Genomic DNA, 14,639 nt, shown 5'->3' with positions numbered 1-14,639 from the left:
TACCCACAGCCTGTGGACAACGACTTGATCCCGCTCTGTTCGCTGACTACCGTTGCAGGACTTGTCTGGTTTGTTCATTGGAAAGCGTGCACCAGTGGCTGATGTCAACAGCGACCTCGTCCCGGTCTGGGCGAGGGTCGTCGAGCGGCTGGTCGTCGACCCGGACGTCGGGGAGATGGACAAACAGTGGGTGCAGCGCACCCAACCGATGTGGATGATGCACGACACCGCCCTGCTGGCAGCCCCGAACGAGCGGGCCAAGCAGGTGCTGGAGGGACGGCTGCTCCCGCAGCTGACCGAGGCGCTCTCCCGCGAGCTGGGCCGCCCGGTGCGGATCGCCGTGATGGTCGACGCCAACGCGGTGCCGACCGTGCCCGCGGCCGCCCCCCAGGCCCCCGTCGAGCCGTACCCGAGCCCGTCCGGCCATGACGAGCACGACGGCCGTGACAGCCACGACGAGCACGGCGAGCACGACGACGACGGCTACGGGGACCCGCGCTACCGCCACCCGCAGGCCTACGAGCCGGACTACGACCGGCCCCGCTACGACAACGGCGGCTACCAGCAGCGCCCCGCGCCGTACGGCGGTCCGGCCGGCGGTCCGCCCTGGCCCGGCTACCAGGAGCGGCCACCCGCCTACCGCGAGCCCGACGAGCCGATGGACCGGCCCGCGCCGCGGGCCCTGCCGTCGTCCTCGACCACCCAGGGCGACCTCTTCGGCGGCGCGTACGGCCCCGGCCCCGGCGAGCACCCGCGGACCGGATCCGGCCGTCGCGCGCCGGCCGGACGCCCCGCCGCGCGCGCCGCGGACCGGGCACCGGCCGAGCGCGCCACCGACCGGCCGGCGGTGCCCGGGGTCCCCGCGCCGCCCGGCGCCCCGCCGGCCGGCGGCCCCCGCAAGGACGAGCCGGCCGCCCGGCTGAACCCCAAGTACCTCTTCGACACCTTCGTCATCGGCGCGAGCAACCGCTTCGCGCACGCGGCGGCGGTGGCGGTCGCCGAGGCCCCGGCCAAGGCGTACAACCCGCTCTTCATCTACGGCGAGTCCGGGCTGGGCAAGACCCACCTGCTGCACGCCATCGGGCACTACTCGCGCAGCCTCTTCCCGGGCACCCGGGTGCGGTACGTGTCCTCGGAGGAGTTCACCAACGAGTTCATCAACTCCATCCGGGACGGCAAGGCGGACACCTTCCGCAAGCGCTACCGGGACATGGACATCCTGCTCGTGGACGACGTCCAGTTCCTGGCGAGCAAGGAGTCCACGCAGGAGGAGTTCTTCCACACCTTCAACACCCTGCACAACGCCAACAAGCAGATCGTGCTCTCCTCCGACCGGCCGCCCAAGCTGCTGACCACGCTGGAGGACCGGCTGCGCAACCGCTTCGAGTGGGGGCTGATCACCGACGTCACCCCGCCGGAGCTGGAGACCCGGATCGCGATCCTGCGCAAGAAGGCGATCCAGGAGCAACTCAACGCCCCGGCGGACGTGTTGGAGTTCATCGCGTCCCGGATCACCCGGAACATCCGGGAGCTGGAGGGGGCCCTCATCCGGGTCACCGCCTTCGCCAACCTCAACCGGGCGCCGGTCGACCTGGAGCTGGCCGGCATCGTCCTCAAGGACCTCATCCCGGGCGGCGACGAGGACGCCGGGCCGGAGATCACCGCCCAGGTGATCATGCAGCAGACGGCGGCCTACTTCGGCCTGGGCGTGGACGACCTCTGCGGATCCTCCCGCAGCCGGGTGCTGGTGACGGCCCGCCAGATCGCCATGTACCTCTGCCGCGAGCTCACCGACCTCTCGCTGCCGAAGATCGGCGCGCAGTTCGGCGGCCGCGACCACACCACGGTGATGCACGCCGACCGCAAGATCCGCTCGCTGATGGCCGAGCGGCGCTCGATCTACAACCAGGTCACCGAGCTCACCAACCGCATCAAGAGCTAGCCGCGGCCGCCGGCCCGGAGTTCGGGCCGCGGGTGGCCGGAAAAGGGCGTCAGGAGCGATCCTGACGCCCTTTCGGCATATCCACAGGTGTGCGCCACCGGCCGGCGGGGCAGGGATGCCGAGGACGGACGCTCCGCCAGTCCGCACGTCGCGCCGAACATCTGACCAGGGATTCGAACGCCCCGGGTGCGCGAGGCGGAAATCCACAGGCCGGGCCGGTTCTCCACTGTCCACAGGCCGGGGAGCTGTGAGTTATCCAGAATTCCTCCACAGGGCGCCCACCGCTACGCTCTTCCGCGCAGGTCAGGTGCCTGTGGACTTGTGCACAACGGTTATCCACAGGGTGTGGACAATTGGCGGGCCGTCAGTGGGCCGTTCGGGTTGTCCACCGGTTGTCCCCAGGGAAGGGGAGGTTATCCCCAGGTTGTCCACAGCCGTGTCCACAGTTCGACAACCTTCGATGGACGTTCACCCCCAGGTGTGAAAGGCGTCACGAAAAGTTGACCGGCGCCGGTGGATAACCCGGCCCAGATCTGGGGACAGTGCTGGGGATAACCTGTGGATACTCAGCGTGCCCTGTGGGTAACGCTCCGCCGTCCACAGGTGGCCGTGTTCGTCCACAGCCGCGATCCACATGTCCTGTGGACAAAAAACCGGGTCTGACCTGCGCAAACAGGGTTATCCACGGTTTCCACAGGCCCTACTACTACCACTACACCTATAGACCCATCGCCTTGTTCAAAAGCGGGTGGGCTCGAAATCTGTGGACAACTGCGCCCCGACATCCGTTCGACTTGCTTCCGCCCGTCTGCCCCGTCTGTCGGTGGAGTACGTCAGACTGTCCTCGGCGACTGGAAGCGGAGCGGCGGAGCTCGGCGGTCAGCCGCACCGAAGTCCAAGATCAGAAGAACCAGACGTGCGAGCGGGAGCGCTCGATCCAGGAGGCGGTTACCGGTGAAGTTCCGGGTGGAGCGTGACGTCCTCGCGGAGGCGGTGGCCTGGGCTGCCCGCAGCCTCCCGGCACGGCCGCCGGTGCCGGTGCTGGCCGGCCTGCTGCTGACGGCGCAGGACGGCAGCCTGGCCCTGTCCGGCTTCGACTACGAGGTCTCGGCCCGGGTCGAGCTGGAGGCCGACATCGAGGAGGCCGGCACCGTGCTGGTCTCCGGCCGGCTGCTGAACGACATCTCGCGCAACCTTCCCAACAGGCCTGTGGAGATCTCCACCGACGGCCAGCGGGTCAGCGTGGTCTGCGGCAGCTCCCGGTTCACCCTGCCCACCCTCCCGGTGGACGAGTACCCGGCCCTGCCCCAGATGCCGACCGCGACCGGCACCGTCTCCGGCGACGTCTTCGCCTCCGCGGTCAGCCAGGCCGCCGTGGCCGCCGGCCGGGACGACACCCTGCCGGTGCTCACCGGTGTCCGGGTCGAGATCGAGGGCGACCGGATCACCCTGGCCGCCACCGACCGCTACCGCTTCGCCGTCCGCGAGCTGCTGTGGAAGCCGGAGCAGTCCGACATCTCCGCGGTCGCGCTGGTCCCGGCCAAGACCCTGCAGGACATCGCCAAGTCCCTGGGCAGCGGCGACAGCGTCTCCATCGCGCTCTCCTCGGGCGGCGCGGGCGAGGGCCTGATCGGCTTCGAGGGCGCCGGCCGGCGGACCACCACCCGCCTGCTGGAGGGCGAGTTCCCCAAGTACCGCAGCCTCTTCCCGACCGAGTTCAACGCGATCGCGGCGATCCAGACGCAGCCCTTCCTGGAGGCCCTCAAGCGCGTCTCCCTGGTCGCCGAGCGCAACACCCCGGTCCGGCTGAACTTCGAGGAGGGCGTGCTCACCCTGGAGGCCGGCTCCGGCGACGACGCCCAGGCCACCGAGCGGATCGACGCCTCGCTGGAGGGGGACGCCATCTCGATCGCGTTCAACCCCGGCTACCTGGAGGAGGGCCTCAAGGCCATCGACTCCGCCTACGCCCAGCTGAGCTTCACCACCCCGACCAAGCCCGCGCTGCTCAGCGGCAAGGCCGCGGTGGACGCCGAGGCCGACGAGGCCTACCAGTACCTGATCATGCCGGTCCGCCTCTCCGGCTGAGCCGGGGCACCGAGCGGGCGACGCCCCCGGGGCCGGGCCGGTGACACCGGCCCGGCCCGCCGGGCCGTTCGTCCACAGCCCTGTGAGCAAACCTGTGGACGCCTCCCCCGGTCGGCCCGATCGCGGGGAGGCGCCTGCGCTCCAGCACGTAGGCTCAGGGAAGCGCGGCAACGGCGCCGCCCGCAGGGACGTCACCACAGGTAAGGATTTGGCTATGGAGCTCGGCCTCATCGGTCTCGGCAAAATGGGCGGCAACATGCGCGAGCGGATCCGCCGCGCCGGCCACACCGTCACCGGCTACGACCGCAACCCCGACATCTCCGACGTCGAGAGCCTCCAGGAGCTGGTCTCCAAGCTGCAGGGCCCGCGCGTGGTCTGGGTCATGGTCCCGGCCGGCGCCGCCACCCAGGCCACCGTGGACGAGCTGGCCGAGCTGCTGTCCCCGGGCGACGTGGTCGTCGACGGCGGCAACTCCCGCTGGACCGACGACATCAAGCACGCCGAGGCGCTGGCCGCCAAGGGCATCGGCTTCGTCGACTGCGGCGTCTCCGGCGGTGTCTGGGGCCTGGAGAACGGCTACGCGCTGATGTACGGCGGCGACGCCGAGCACGTCGCGCTGGTGCAGCCGGTCTTCGACGCGCTCAAGCCCGAGGGCGACTTCGGCTCGGTGCACGCGGGCGCGGTCGGCGCCGGCCACTTCGCCAAGATGGTCCACAACGGCATCGAGTACGCGATGATGCAGGCCTTCGCCGAGGGCTGGGAGCTGCTGGAGGCCGCCCCCGAGGTCACCGACGTCCGCGAGGTCTTCCGCAGCTGGCAGGAGGGCACCGTGATCCGCTCCTGGCTGCTCGACCTGGCCGTCCGCGCCCTGGACGACGACGAGCACCTGGCCAAGCTCAAGGGTTGGGCCGCCGACTCCGGCGAGGGCCGCTGGACCGTCGAGGCCGCGATCGACCACGCCGTCCCGCTGCCGGCGATCACCGCCTCGCTGTTCGCCCGCTTCGCCTCCCGCCAGGAGGACTCGCCGCAGATGAAGATGATCGCCGCGCTGCGCAACCAGTTCGGCGGCCACGCGGTCGAGTCGAAGTAGTCCCGAAGGTTCTCCACAGAAGGCGAGCGCAGTCCACCGCCATGCACGTCGCGCACCTGTCGCTCGCCGACTTCCGTTCCTACGCCCGGGCCGAGGTTCCCCTCGACCCGGGCGTGACGGCCTTCGTCGGCCCCAACGGCCAGGGCAAGACCAATCTGGTCGAGGCGGTCGGCTACGTCGCCACCCTGGGCAGCCACCGGGTCGCCACCGACGCCCCGCTGATCCGGCTGGGCGCCGAGCGGGCGGTGATCCGCACCTCGGTGGTCGACCGGGGGCGCTCCACCCTGGTGGAGCTGGAGATCACCCCCGGCAAGGCCAACCGGGCCCGGATCAACCGCTCCGACAACGTCCGCCCGCGCGATGTGCTGGGCCTGCTGCGCACCGTGCTGTTCGCCCCCGAGGACCTCGCCCTGGTCAAGGGCGACCCGGGGGAGCGACGGCGCTTCCTGGACGAGTTGCTGACCGCCCGGGCGCCCCGGCTGGCCGGGGTCCGGCAGGACTACGAGCGGGTGCTCAAGCAGCGCAACGCCCTGCTGAAGACCGCCGCGATGGCCCGCCGGGCCGGCGGCGGCAAGGGCGCCGACCTCTCCACCCTGGAGGTCTGGGACGGGCACCTGGCCCGGGCCGGCGCCGAGCTCACCGCCTTCCGCCTCCAGCTGGTGGCCGCCCTCCAGCCGCTGGTCTCCGGCGCCTACGGGCAGCTCGCCCCGGCCGGCGGCGAGACCGCCCTGGAGTACCGCAGCTCCTTCGAGGGCGAGCTGCCGAACAGCCGCGAGGAGGCCGAGGAGCAGCTGCTCCAGGCCCTGCGGACGCTCCACAAGCAGGAGGTCGAGCGGGGGATCACCCTGGTCGGCCCGCACCGGGACGAGCTGGTGCTCAAGCTCGGTCCGCTGCCCGCCAAGGGCTACGCCAGCCACGGCGAGTCCTGGTCGTTCGCGCTGGCGCTGCGGCTGGCCTCCTACGAGCTGCTGCGCTCGGACGGGGGAGAGCCGGTGCTGATCCTGGACGACGTCTTCGCCGAGCTGGACGCCGCCCGCCGCGACCGGCTGGCCGAGCTGGTGGCCGGCGGCGAGCAGGTGCTGGTGACCGCGGCGGTCGCCGAGGACGTGCCGAAGGCGCTGGCCGGCGCCCGGTACACGGTCGCCGACGGCGCCGTCCAGCGCGTCACCGGCTGAGCCCCATCCTGCCCTCCATGCCTCTCCCCCCTCCGAGGCCCCCGTCGGGCGGCCGCGGAGCCGGGTCCGACGACGCCCGCCCACGCCGCCGCGGGCCCGTCCGGCTCCCGTACGCTGGACGGCTCACCGTTGTCCACAGGGTGGGGATAAGGAGATCGCCGTGAGCGAGTCGGCGGAGCACCCCGAGCCGACCGGTGCCGATCTGGCGCGTTCGGCGCTGCGGGCGGCCCGGGCGCAGGCCCGCACGCGCGGCGAACAGGTGCGCGAGAAGCGCGAGGCGAAGCGGCACGGCCTGCGCAGCGGGGCCCGCTCGGACGGCCGCGACCCGGTGCCGCTGGGGGCGGCGCTCAACCGGCTGCTGACCGAACGCGGCTGGGAGTCCTCGGCGGCGGTCGGCGGGGTGATGGGCCGCTGGCCGCAGATCGTCGGTCCTGACATCGCCGCGCACTGCACCCCGACCGCCTACGACGACGAGGCGGCGGTGCTCACCGTACAGTGCGACTCCACCGCCTGGGCGACCCAACTCCGTTGGCTGGCACGGCAGTTGGTGGCCCGTCTGAACCACGAGCTGGGCCACGGCACGGTCCGCACCATCAAGGTGCTCGGCCCGGCCGCCCCGGTGCGCGGCTACGGCCGGCTGCGCGCCCCCGGCAGCAAGGGCCCGGGCGACACCTGGGGGTGACCCCGGAGGGTTCCGGAAAGGAGCGGACCGTAATCCTCCGGAACCCCTGACGGCCCTTCCAGACGCTCTGAGCCCCCGGGGCGAGTATCGGGACATGTCCCGAGGGGATTCAGAGCGGCATTTCTGCCCTCAGAGGCTGCCAAACGCCCATCGATGTCAGTCGTACCGGTAGACTGGGGGCCAAACACTGTTGCTAGTGGCAACCGAGTCGAAACGCCGTGGTCGCACGCCCGCCCGTCAGGGAGCGGGGATGCGGCCCGCGCTGTGCCAGAGAGGGCGCTTCGTGGCCGATTCCGGCAACCCCAGCCAGACCCCAGACCAGACCGACCAGTCCGAGCGGTCGTACGACGCCAGCGCCATCCAGGTGCTGGAGGGCCTCGACGCCGTCCGCAAGCGCCCCGGCATGTACATCGGCTCGACCGGTGAGCGCGGCCTGCACCACCTGGTGCAGGAGATCGTGGACAACTCCGTCGACGAGGCGATGGCCGGGCACGCGGACACCATCGACGTGACGCTCCTGGCCGACGGCGGCGTGCGCGTGGTCGACAACGGCCGCGGCATCCCGGTCGGCATCATGCCGGGCCAGGGCAAGCCCGCCGTCGAGGTCGTGCTGACGGTCCTGCACGCGGGTGGCAAGTTCGGCAACGGCGGCTACGCGGTCTCCGGCGGTCTGCACGGCGTCGGCGTCTCCGTGGTGAACGCGCTGTCCACGCGCCTCGCCGTGGAGATCCACACCGACGGCCACCGCTGGACGCAGGAGTACAAGGCCGGCACGCCGGTCGCCCCGCTGTCCCAGCACGAGGCCGCCGAGCACACCGGCACCAGCGTCACCTTCTGGGCCGACCCGGACATCTTCGAGACCACGGTCTACTCCTTCGAGACGCTCTCCCGGCGCTTCCAGGAGATGGCGTTCCTCAACAAGGGCCTGACCATCGCCCTCACCGACGAGCGCCCCGAGCACGTCGACGAGGCCGGCCAGCCGCTCTCCGTCACCTACAAGTACGACGGCGGCATCGCCGACTTCGTCGCCCACCTCAACTCCCGCAAGGGCGACGTGGTCCACCCCTCGGTGATCGACTTCGAGGCGGAGGACAAGGACAAGGCGATCTCGGTCGAGATCGCCATGCAGTGGAACTCCTCGTACACCGAGGGGGTCTACTCCTTCGCCAACACCATCCACACCCACGGCGGCGGCACCCACGAGGAGGGCTTCCGCGCGGCGCTGACCGGTCTGGTCAACCGCTACGCGCGGGACAAGAAGCTGCTCCGCGAGAAGGACGACAACCTCTCCGGCGAGGACATCCGCGAGGGCCTGACCGCGATCATCTCGGTCAAGCTCGGCGAGCCGCAGTTCGAGGGCCAGACCAAGGACAAGCTCGGCAACACCGAGGCGAAGACCTTCGTCCAGAAGGTCGTCCACGAGCACCTCAACGACTGGCTGGACCGCAACCCCAACGAGGCCGCGGACATCATCCGCAAGTCCATCCAGGCCGCCACCGCGCGCGTCGCCGCCCGCAAGGCCCGCGACCTCACCCGCCGCAAGGGCCTGCTGGAGTCCGCCTCGCTGCCCGGCAAGCTGAGCGACTGCCAGTCCAAGGACCCGGCCGAGTGCGAGATCTTCATCGTCGAGGGTGACTCCGCCGGCGGCTCGGCCAAGCAGGGCCGCGACCCGCGGATCCAGGCCATCCTGCCGATCCGCGGCAAGATCCTGAACGTCGAGAAGGCCCGGATCGACAAGGTGCTGCAGAACACCGAGGTCCAGGCGCTGATCTCGGCCTTCGGCTGCGGCATCCAGGAGGACTACGACGAGGCCAAGCTCCGGTACCACAAGATCGTGCTGATGGCCGACGCCGACGTCGACGGACAGCACATCCGGACGCTGCTGCTCACCCTGCTGTTCCGCTTCATGCGGCCGCTGGTCGAGTCCGGCTACGTCTACCTGGCGATGCCGCCGCTGTACAAGATCAAGTGGGGCAAGGACGACTTCGAGTACGTCTACTCCGACCGCGAGCGCGACGCCGTGATCGCCGCGGGCGTGGCCGCCGGCCGGCGCCTGCCCAAGGACGACGCGATCCAGCGGTTCAAGGGTCTCGGCGAGATGAACGCCGAGGAGCTCCGGGTCACCACCATGGACCAGGCCCACCGCCTGCTGCTCCAGGTCACCCTGGAGGACGCCGCCCGCGCCGACGAGCTGTTCTCCGTCCTGATGGGCGAGGACGTCGAGGCCCGCCGCTCCTTCATCCAGCGCAACGCCAAGGACGTCCGCTTCCTGGACGTGTGACGCCTGCACCCAGGCCCCGCACGTACCAGTCCGCGTGAAAGGAAACTGACCACCAGTGGTCGACGACAACCGTCCCGAAGGCGAGCAGCCCGAGACCCCCGAGGCCGCCGCCGCGGTCACCCTGCGGATCGAGCCCGTCGAGCTCGAGACCGAGATGCAGCGCTCGTACCTCGACTACGCGATGAGCGTGATCGTCAGCCGCGCGCTGCCCGAGGTCCGCGACGGCCTCAAGCCGGTGCACCGCCGCGTGCTGTACGCGATGTACGACGGCGGCTACCGCCCGGAGAAGGGCTACTACAAGTGCGCCCGCGTCGTCGGCGACGTGATGGGCAACTACCACCCGCACGGTGACACCTCGATCTACGACACCGTGGTCCGCCTGGCCCAGCCGTGGTCGCTGCGGATGCCGCTGGTGGACGGCAACGGCAACTTCGGCTCCCCGGGCAACGACCCGGCCGCGGCCATGCGCTACACCGAGTGCAAGATGATGCCGCTGGCCATGGAGATGATGCGCGACATCGACGAGGAGACCGTCGACTTCGCCGCCAACTACGACGGCCGCTCGCAGGAGCCCACCGTCCTGCCGGCCCGCATCCCCAACCTGCTGGTCAACGGTGCCACCGGCATCGCGGTCGGCATGGCGACCAACATCCCGCCGCACAACCTCCGCGAGGTCGCCTCCGGCGCGCTCTGGGCGCTGGAGCACCCCGAGGCCTCCAACGAGGAGCTGCTGGAGGCGCTGATCGAGCGGATCAAGGGCCCGGACTTCCCGACCGGCGCCCTGATCGTCGGCCGCCGGGGCATCGAGGAGGCGTACCGCACCGGTCGCGGCTCGATCACCATGCGCGCCGTGGTCGAGGTCGAGGAGATCCAGGGCCGCCAGTGCCTGGTGATCACCGAGCTGCCGTACCAGGTGAACCCGGACAACCTCGCCCTGAAGATCGCCGACCTGGTCAAGGACGGCCGGGTCGCCGGCATCGCCGACGTCCGCGACGAGTCCTCCTCGCGCACCGGCCAGCGCCTGGTGATCGTGCTCAAGCGCGACGCCGTCGCCAAGGTCGTGCTGAACAACCTCTACAAGCACACCGACCTGCAGACCAACTTCGGCGCCAACATGCTGGCCCTGGTCGACGGCGTGCCGCGCACGCTCTCGCTCGACGCCTTCATCCGGCACTGGGTCAACCACCAGGTCGAGGTCATCGTCCGGCGCACCACCTTCCGCCTGCGCAAGGCCGAGGAGCGCGCCCACATCCTGCGCGCCCTGCTCCGCGCCCTGGACGTGATCGACGAGGTGATCGCGCTCATCCGGGCCTCGGAGAGCGCGGACGCCGCCCGCACCGGCCTGATGGGCCTGCTCGACATCGACGAGCTCCAGGCCAACGCGATCCTGGAGATGCAGCTCCGCCGGCTGGCCGCCCTGGAGCGCCGCCGGATCATGGACGAGCACGACGAGCTGCAGCGCAAGATCGACGAGTACAACGCGATCCTGGCCTCGCCGACCCGTCAGCGCGAGATCATCTCGGAGGAGCTCACCGCGATCGTCGAGAAGTACGGCGACGAGCGGCGCTCCACCCTCATCCCCTCGGACGGCGACCTCTCCATCGAGGACCTCATCGCCGAGGAGGACATCGTCGTCACGATCACCCGTGGCGGCTACGTCAAGCGCACCCGCTCCGACCTCTACCGCTCGCAGAAGCGCGGCGGCAAGGGCGTGCGCGGCGCGCAGCTCAAGCAGGACGACATCGTCGACCACTTCTTCGTGACGACGACCCACAACTGGATCCTGTTCTTCACCAACAAGGGCCGGGTCTACCGCGCCAAGGGCTACGAGCTGCCGGACGCCGGGCGCGACGCCCGCGGCCAGCACGTGGCCAACCTGCTGGCCTTCCAGCCGGACGAGCACATCGCCCAGGTGATGGCCGTCCGCACCTACGAGGACAAGCCCTACCTCGTCCTCGCCACCCGGGCCGGCCTGGTGAAGAAGTCCCCGCTCAAGGACTACGACTCCCCGCGCTCCGGCGGTCTGATCGCGATCAACCTGCGCCAGGACGACGAGGGCCGGGACGACGAGCTGATCGGCGCCGAGCTGGTCTCCGCCGAGGACGACCTGCTGCTGGTCTCCAGGAAGGCGCAGTCGATCCGCTTCACCGCGACCGACGACGCGCTGCGCCCGACCGGGCGCGCGACCTCGGGCGTCAAGGGCATGGCCTTCCGCGAGGACGACGAACTGCTCTCGATGAACGTGGTCCGGCCCGGCACCTACGTCTTCACCGCGACCGACGGCGGCTACGCCAAGCGGACCGGCGTGGACGAGTACCGTGTGCAGGGACGCGGCGGCTACGGCACCAAGGCGGCGAAGATCGTCGAGGGCCGGGGCTCGCTGGTCGGCGCCCTCGTCGTGGACGAGAGCGACGAGATCATGGCGATCACGCTCTCCGGCGGAGTGATCCGCACAAGGGTTTCCGAGGTTCGTGAAACCGGACGTGACACCATGGGCGTCCAACTGATCAACCTGGGTAAGCGCGACGCGGTCGTGGGCATGGCTCGCAACGCGGAGGCCGAGGACGAGGAGTCGGCGGAGGACGAGGTGGCCACCGAGGCCGCCGAGACCACCGAGACGGCCGAAGGTACGGGGACGGCGCCGGGCGGGGAGACCGCCGAGGCCTGACCTCGTACCGCGTCGGCCGGTACCGTCACGTCCGTACATGCGTACACGACGTGCCGGTACCGGCCGCCGACCAGTACCGGGCAATCCCGCCGGGCGCTGGATGACGAGTGACGAAGCAGGGCGGTGCGGCCGCCCTGGTGGGAAGTGCGGGAGGACCAGTGAGTGGAGCCACGGGTGCTGCGGGAGGAGCCACCGGCGGCCGTCCGGGCGCAGCACAGGGCGGCGGGGCGTACGGCGTGCCGCAGCCGCCGGCCGAGCACCCGGCCGCGTCCACCTCGCTGATGCCCCCGGTGGGTGGCGCGGCCCAGGGCGGCGCGGGGTACGGCGGTCAGCCGACCCCTCCGCCGCCGGGCGCGCCGGCGTCGGGTGGCGGCGGGTTCTCGCAGCCGACCACCTATGCCAAGGGTCAGCCGACCCCGCCCCGGGGCACCCGGGTCGGCGGCGGCCCCACGCCGCCGCCTGGCGGGACCCCCGCCGGGGGCACCCGGCGTCCGGCCGCCCCGCCGGCGGCCTCCGGGGGCCTGGGCCGGACCAGGAAGGCCCGGCTGCGGGTGACCAAGGCCGACCCGTGGTCGGTCATGAAGGTCAGCTTCCTGCTGTCGCTGGCGGTCGGGATCATCATCATCGTGGCGGCCGCGGTGCTGTGGATGACGCTGGACTCGCTCGGCGTCTTCGACTCGCTGGCCAAGACGCTGAAGGACGTCACCGGCTCGGACACCAACGGCGGCGGCCTGAACCTCATGGACTACGTGGGCTTCGGCAAGGTGATGACCTTCACCTCGCTGATCGCCGTGGTCGACGTGGTGCTGCTGACCGCGCTGTCCACGCTCTCGGCGTTCATCTACAACGCGGCGGCCGGCTTCACCGGCGGCATCGAGCTCACCCTCGCCGAGGAGGACTGACCTCGGAGCACCGGCCGCGGAGCACTGACCGAGGCGGACCGACCACCCGGGCGTGACCGGGGCTCAGTTCCCTTCGCGTACGGCGCGATTCCTTCGTGGACGGAATCGACGGGCCCCACCGGCTGTTGCAGCCGGTGGGGCCCGTCGGCATTTCGGGTGACAGCCGCGGTGCGCGGCGCGCCTCCCGGACGGGCCGGGGGCGCGGTGGGCTTAGCTTGGTCCGCCGTTCCGCGCCACCCGACCGCCGCAGGCTCCCCCCCGGTCCCCCGGACCCACCGGCGGGGCCGGCACGGCCGCACAGGCACGGCAGGACGGAGGCGCGCGATGGCGGAGCTCGCAAGGCGACTGGTCGAGGCCCTGGACGGGCTGCTGGGGGTACCGGTGCCGGTGCGGGTGCAGGCCTGGGACGGCAGCGTCGCGGGGCCGCCGGGCGCGCCCACCCTGGTGCTGCGCAACCGCCGCGCGCTGCGCCGGCTGCTCTGGCGGCCGAGCGAGCTGGGCCTGGCCCGCGCCTACGTCGCCGGGGACCTCGACGTCGCGCCGGGCGGCGACCTGTACGAGGTGCTGCGGGCCGTCGCGCACTTCACCGAGCTCCCGGAGATCCGCCGGCTGCGGCTCGGACCCGGGGACGTGCTGGGCGCCGGGGGCCGCCGGGCCGTGGGCGCCCTGCTGCGGGCCGGCGCGCTCGGCCCCGAGCCGGCCCCGCCGCCCGAGGAGGCCCCGACGGGCCGGGGGCGGGCGCACAGCCGCAGCCGGGACCGCGCGGCGATCCACCACCACTACGACGTCGGCAACGACTTCTACCGCCTGGTGCTGGGGTCGTCGATGGTCTACTCCTGCGCGTACTGGGAGCCCTCGGCCAAGAGCCTGGAGGCGGCCCAGGAGGCCAAGCTGGAGCTCATCTGCCGCAAGCTCGGCCTACGGCCCGGGATGCGGCTGCTGGACGTCGGCTCCGGCTGGGGCTCGCTGGTGCTGCACGCGGCCCGGCACCACGGGGTGACGGCGGTCGGCGTCTCGATCTCCGAGGAGCAGGTCGCGCTGGCCCGCCGGCGGGTCGAGGAGGCCGGTCTCGCGGACCGGGTGGAGATCCGGCTCCAGGACTACCGGGAGGTCCCGGACGGCCCGTTCGACGCGATCTCCAGCGTCGGCATGGCCGAGCACGTCGGCGAGGCCCAGTACCGGGTGTACGCGGAGCACCTGTACCGGCTGCTGGTGCCCGGAGGCCGGCTGCTCAACCACCAGATCGCCCGCCGGCCGGACCGGCCCGGCGAGCCGTACCGCCCCAGCCCGTTCATCGACCGCTACGTCTTCCCGGACGGCGAGCTGTCCCCGGTCGGTTCCACCGTCTCCCGGCTGGAGGAGGCGGGCTTCGAGGTGCGCGACCTGGAGTCGCTCCGCGAGCACTACGGGCTGACCCTGCGTGAGTGGGTGGCCAACCTGGAGGCGCACTGGACGGAGGCGGTCCGGCTGGTGGGCCGGGGGCGGGCGCGGGTCTGGCGGCTCTACATGGCGGCCTGCGCGCTGGCCTTCGAGGAGAACCGGATCGGTGTCAACCAGATCCTCGCGGTGCGCACCACCGCCGAGGGCTCGGCCCGCCTCCCCGCCACCCGCGAGGAGTGGCTGGTCGCCCCCGGAGCCGCCTTCGGTACCGCCCCGGGCACCGCGTCCGACCTGCCCGTCCCGGAGCGGCCCGGCGGGGGCCCGGGCGTATCGGATTTGGGGGATCGGCGATCGGTCCGCTAATCTTTCAGTGCGGCAAGGGGCTATAGCTCAGACGGTTAGAGCGCTTCCCTGATAAGGAAGAGGCCACAGGT

Annotated in this window: 9 protein-coding genes; all 9 read left to right on the top strand. The window is 71.5% G+C overall.

The genetic code is table 11. The features are described 5' to 3' along the window. Positions 1–94: 94 nt before the first annotated feature. Complete coding sequence (gene dnaA, locus ACFP3U_RS22820) at positions 95–1,942, top strand: chromosomal replication initiator protein DnaA (protein WP_380227480.1); 1,848 nt, start codon at positions 95–97, stop codon at positions 1,940–1,942. A 954-nt stretch (positions 1,943–2,896) separates the two neighbouring features. Beyond that, positions 2,897–4,027 carry a DNA polymerase III subunit beta gene (gene dnaN, locus ACFP3U_RS22815; RefSeq protein WP_380227479.1) on the top strand — a complete coding sequence of 377 codons (1,131 nt, stop codon included), beginning with the start codon at positions 2,897–2,899 and terminating at the stop codon, positions 4,025–4,027. A gap of 214 nt (positions 4,028–4,241) precedes the next feature. Next, entirely contained in the window at positions 4,242–5,117 is an 876-nt protein-coding gene (gene gnd, locus ACFP3U_RS22810) for a phosphogluconate dehydrogenase (NAD(+)-dependent, decarboxylating) (protein ID WP_380227478.1), read from the top strand. Between the two features lie 41 nt (positions 5,118–5,158). Further along, complete coding sequence (gene recF / locus ACFP3U_RS22805; protein WP_380227477.1) at positions 5,159–6,292, top strand: DNA replication/repair protein RecF; 1,134 nt, start codon at positions 5,159–5,161, stop codon at positions 6,290–6,292. Positions 6,293–6,452: 160 nt separating this feature from the next. Continuing rightward, complete coding sequence (locus ACFP3U_RS22800; protein WP_380227476.1) at positions 6,453–6,974, top strand: DciA family protein; 522 nt, start codon at positions 6,453–6,455, stop codon at positions 6,972–6,974. A gap of 250 nt (positions 6,975–7,224) precedes the next feature. Next, the gene (gyrB, locus tag ACFP3U_RS22795) at positions 7,225–9,255 is read left to right on the top strand and encodes a DNA topoisomerase (ATP-hydrolyzing) subunit B (RefSeq protein ID WP_380227475.1); all 2,031 of its coding nucleotides are present in this window, start codon (positions 7,225–7,227) and stop codon (positions 9,253–9,255) included. 55 nt (positions 9,256–9,310) lie between these two features. Next, on the top strand, positions 9,311–11,923 hold the full coding sequence (gene gyrA / locus ACFP3U_RS22790) for a DNA gyrase subunit A (protein ID WP_380227474.1): 2,613 nt from the start codon (positions 9,311–9,313) through the stop codon (positions 11,921–11,923). A 158-nt stretch (positions 11,924–12,081) separates the two neighbouring features. Continuing rightward, on the top strand, positions 12,082–12,825 hold the full coding sequence (locus tag ACFP3U_RS22785) for a DUF3566 domain-containing protein (RefSeq protein ID WP_380227473.1): 744 nt from the start codon (positions 12,082–12,084) through the stop codon (positions 12,823–12,825). 324 nt (positions 12,826–13,149) lie between these two features. Then, positions 13,150–14,568: a class I SAM-dependent methyltransferase gene (locus ACFP3U_RS22780; protein WP_380227472.1), complete on the top strand. Its 1,419-nt coding sequence runs from the start codon at positions 13,150–13,152 to the stop codon at positions 14,566–14,568. Positions 14,569–14,639 lie beyond the last annotated feature (71 nt).

This window comes from Kitasatospora misakiensis (assembly GCF_042656005.1).
GTDB classification, from domain to species: domain Bacteria; phylum Actinomycetota; class Actinomycetes; order Streptomycetales; family Streptomycetaceae; genus Kitasatospora; species Kitasatospora misakiensis.
Note: the sequence above shows the minus strand (reverse complement) of the source record. Positions and strands in the feature narration are given on the sequence as shown.

Bases quoted from the DNA above. Each gene is read 5' to 3' on its own strand.
- gnd (WP_380227478.1), top strand. From the start codon at position 4,242: ATGGAGCTCGGCCTCATCGGTCTCGGCAAAATGGGCGGCAACATGCGC.
- recF (WP_380227477.1), top strand. From the start codon at position 5,159: ATGCACGTCGCGCACCTGTCGCTCGCCGACTTCCGTTCCTACGCCCGG.
- gyrB (WP_380227475.1), top strand. From the start codon at position 7,225: ATGCGGCCCGCGCTGTGCCAGAGAGGGCGCTTCGTGGCCGATTCCGGC.
- ACFP3U_RS22780 (WP_380227472.1), top strand. From the start codon at position 13,150: ATGGCGGAGCTCGCAAGGCGACTGGTCGAGGCCCTGGACGGGCTGCTG.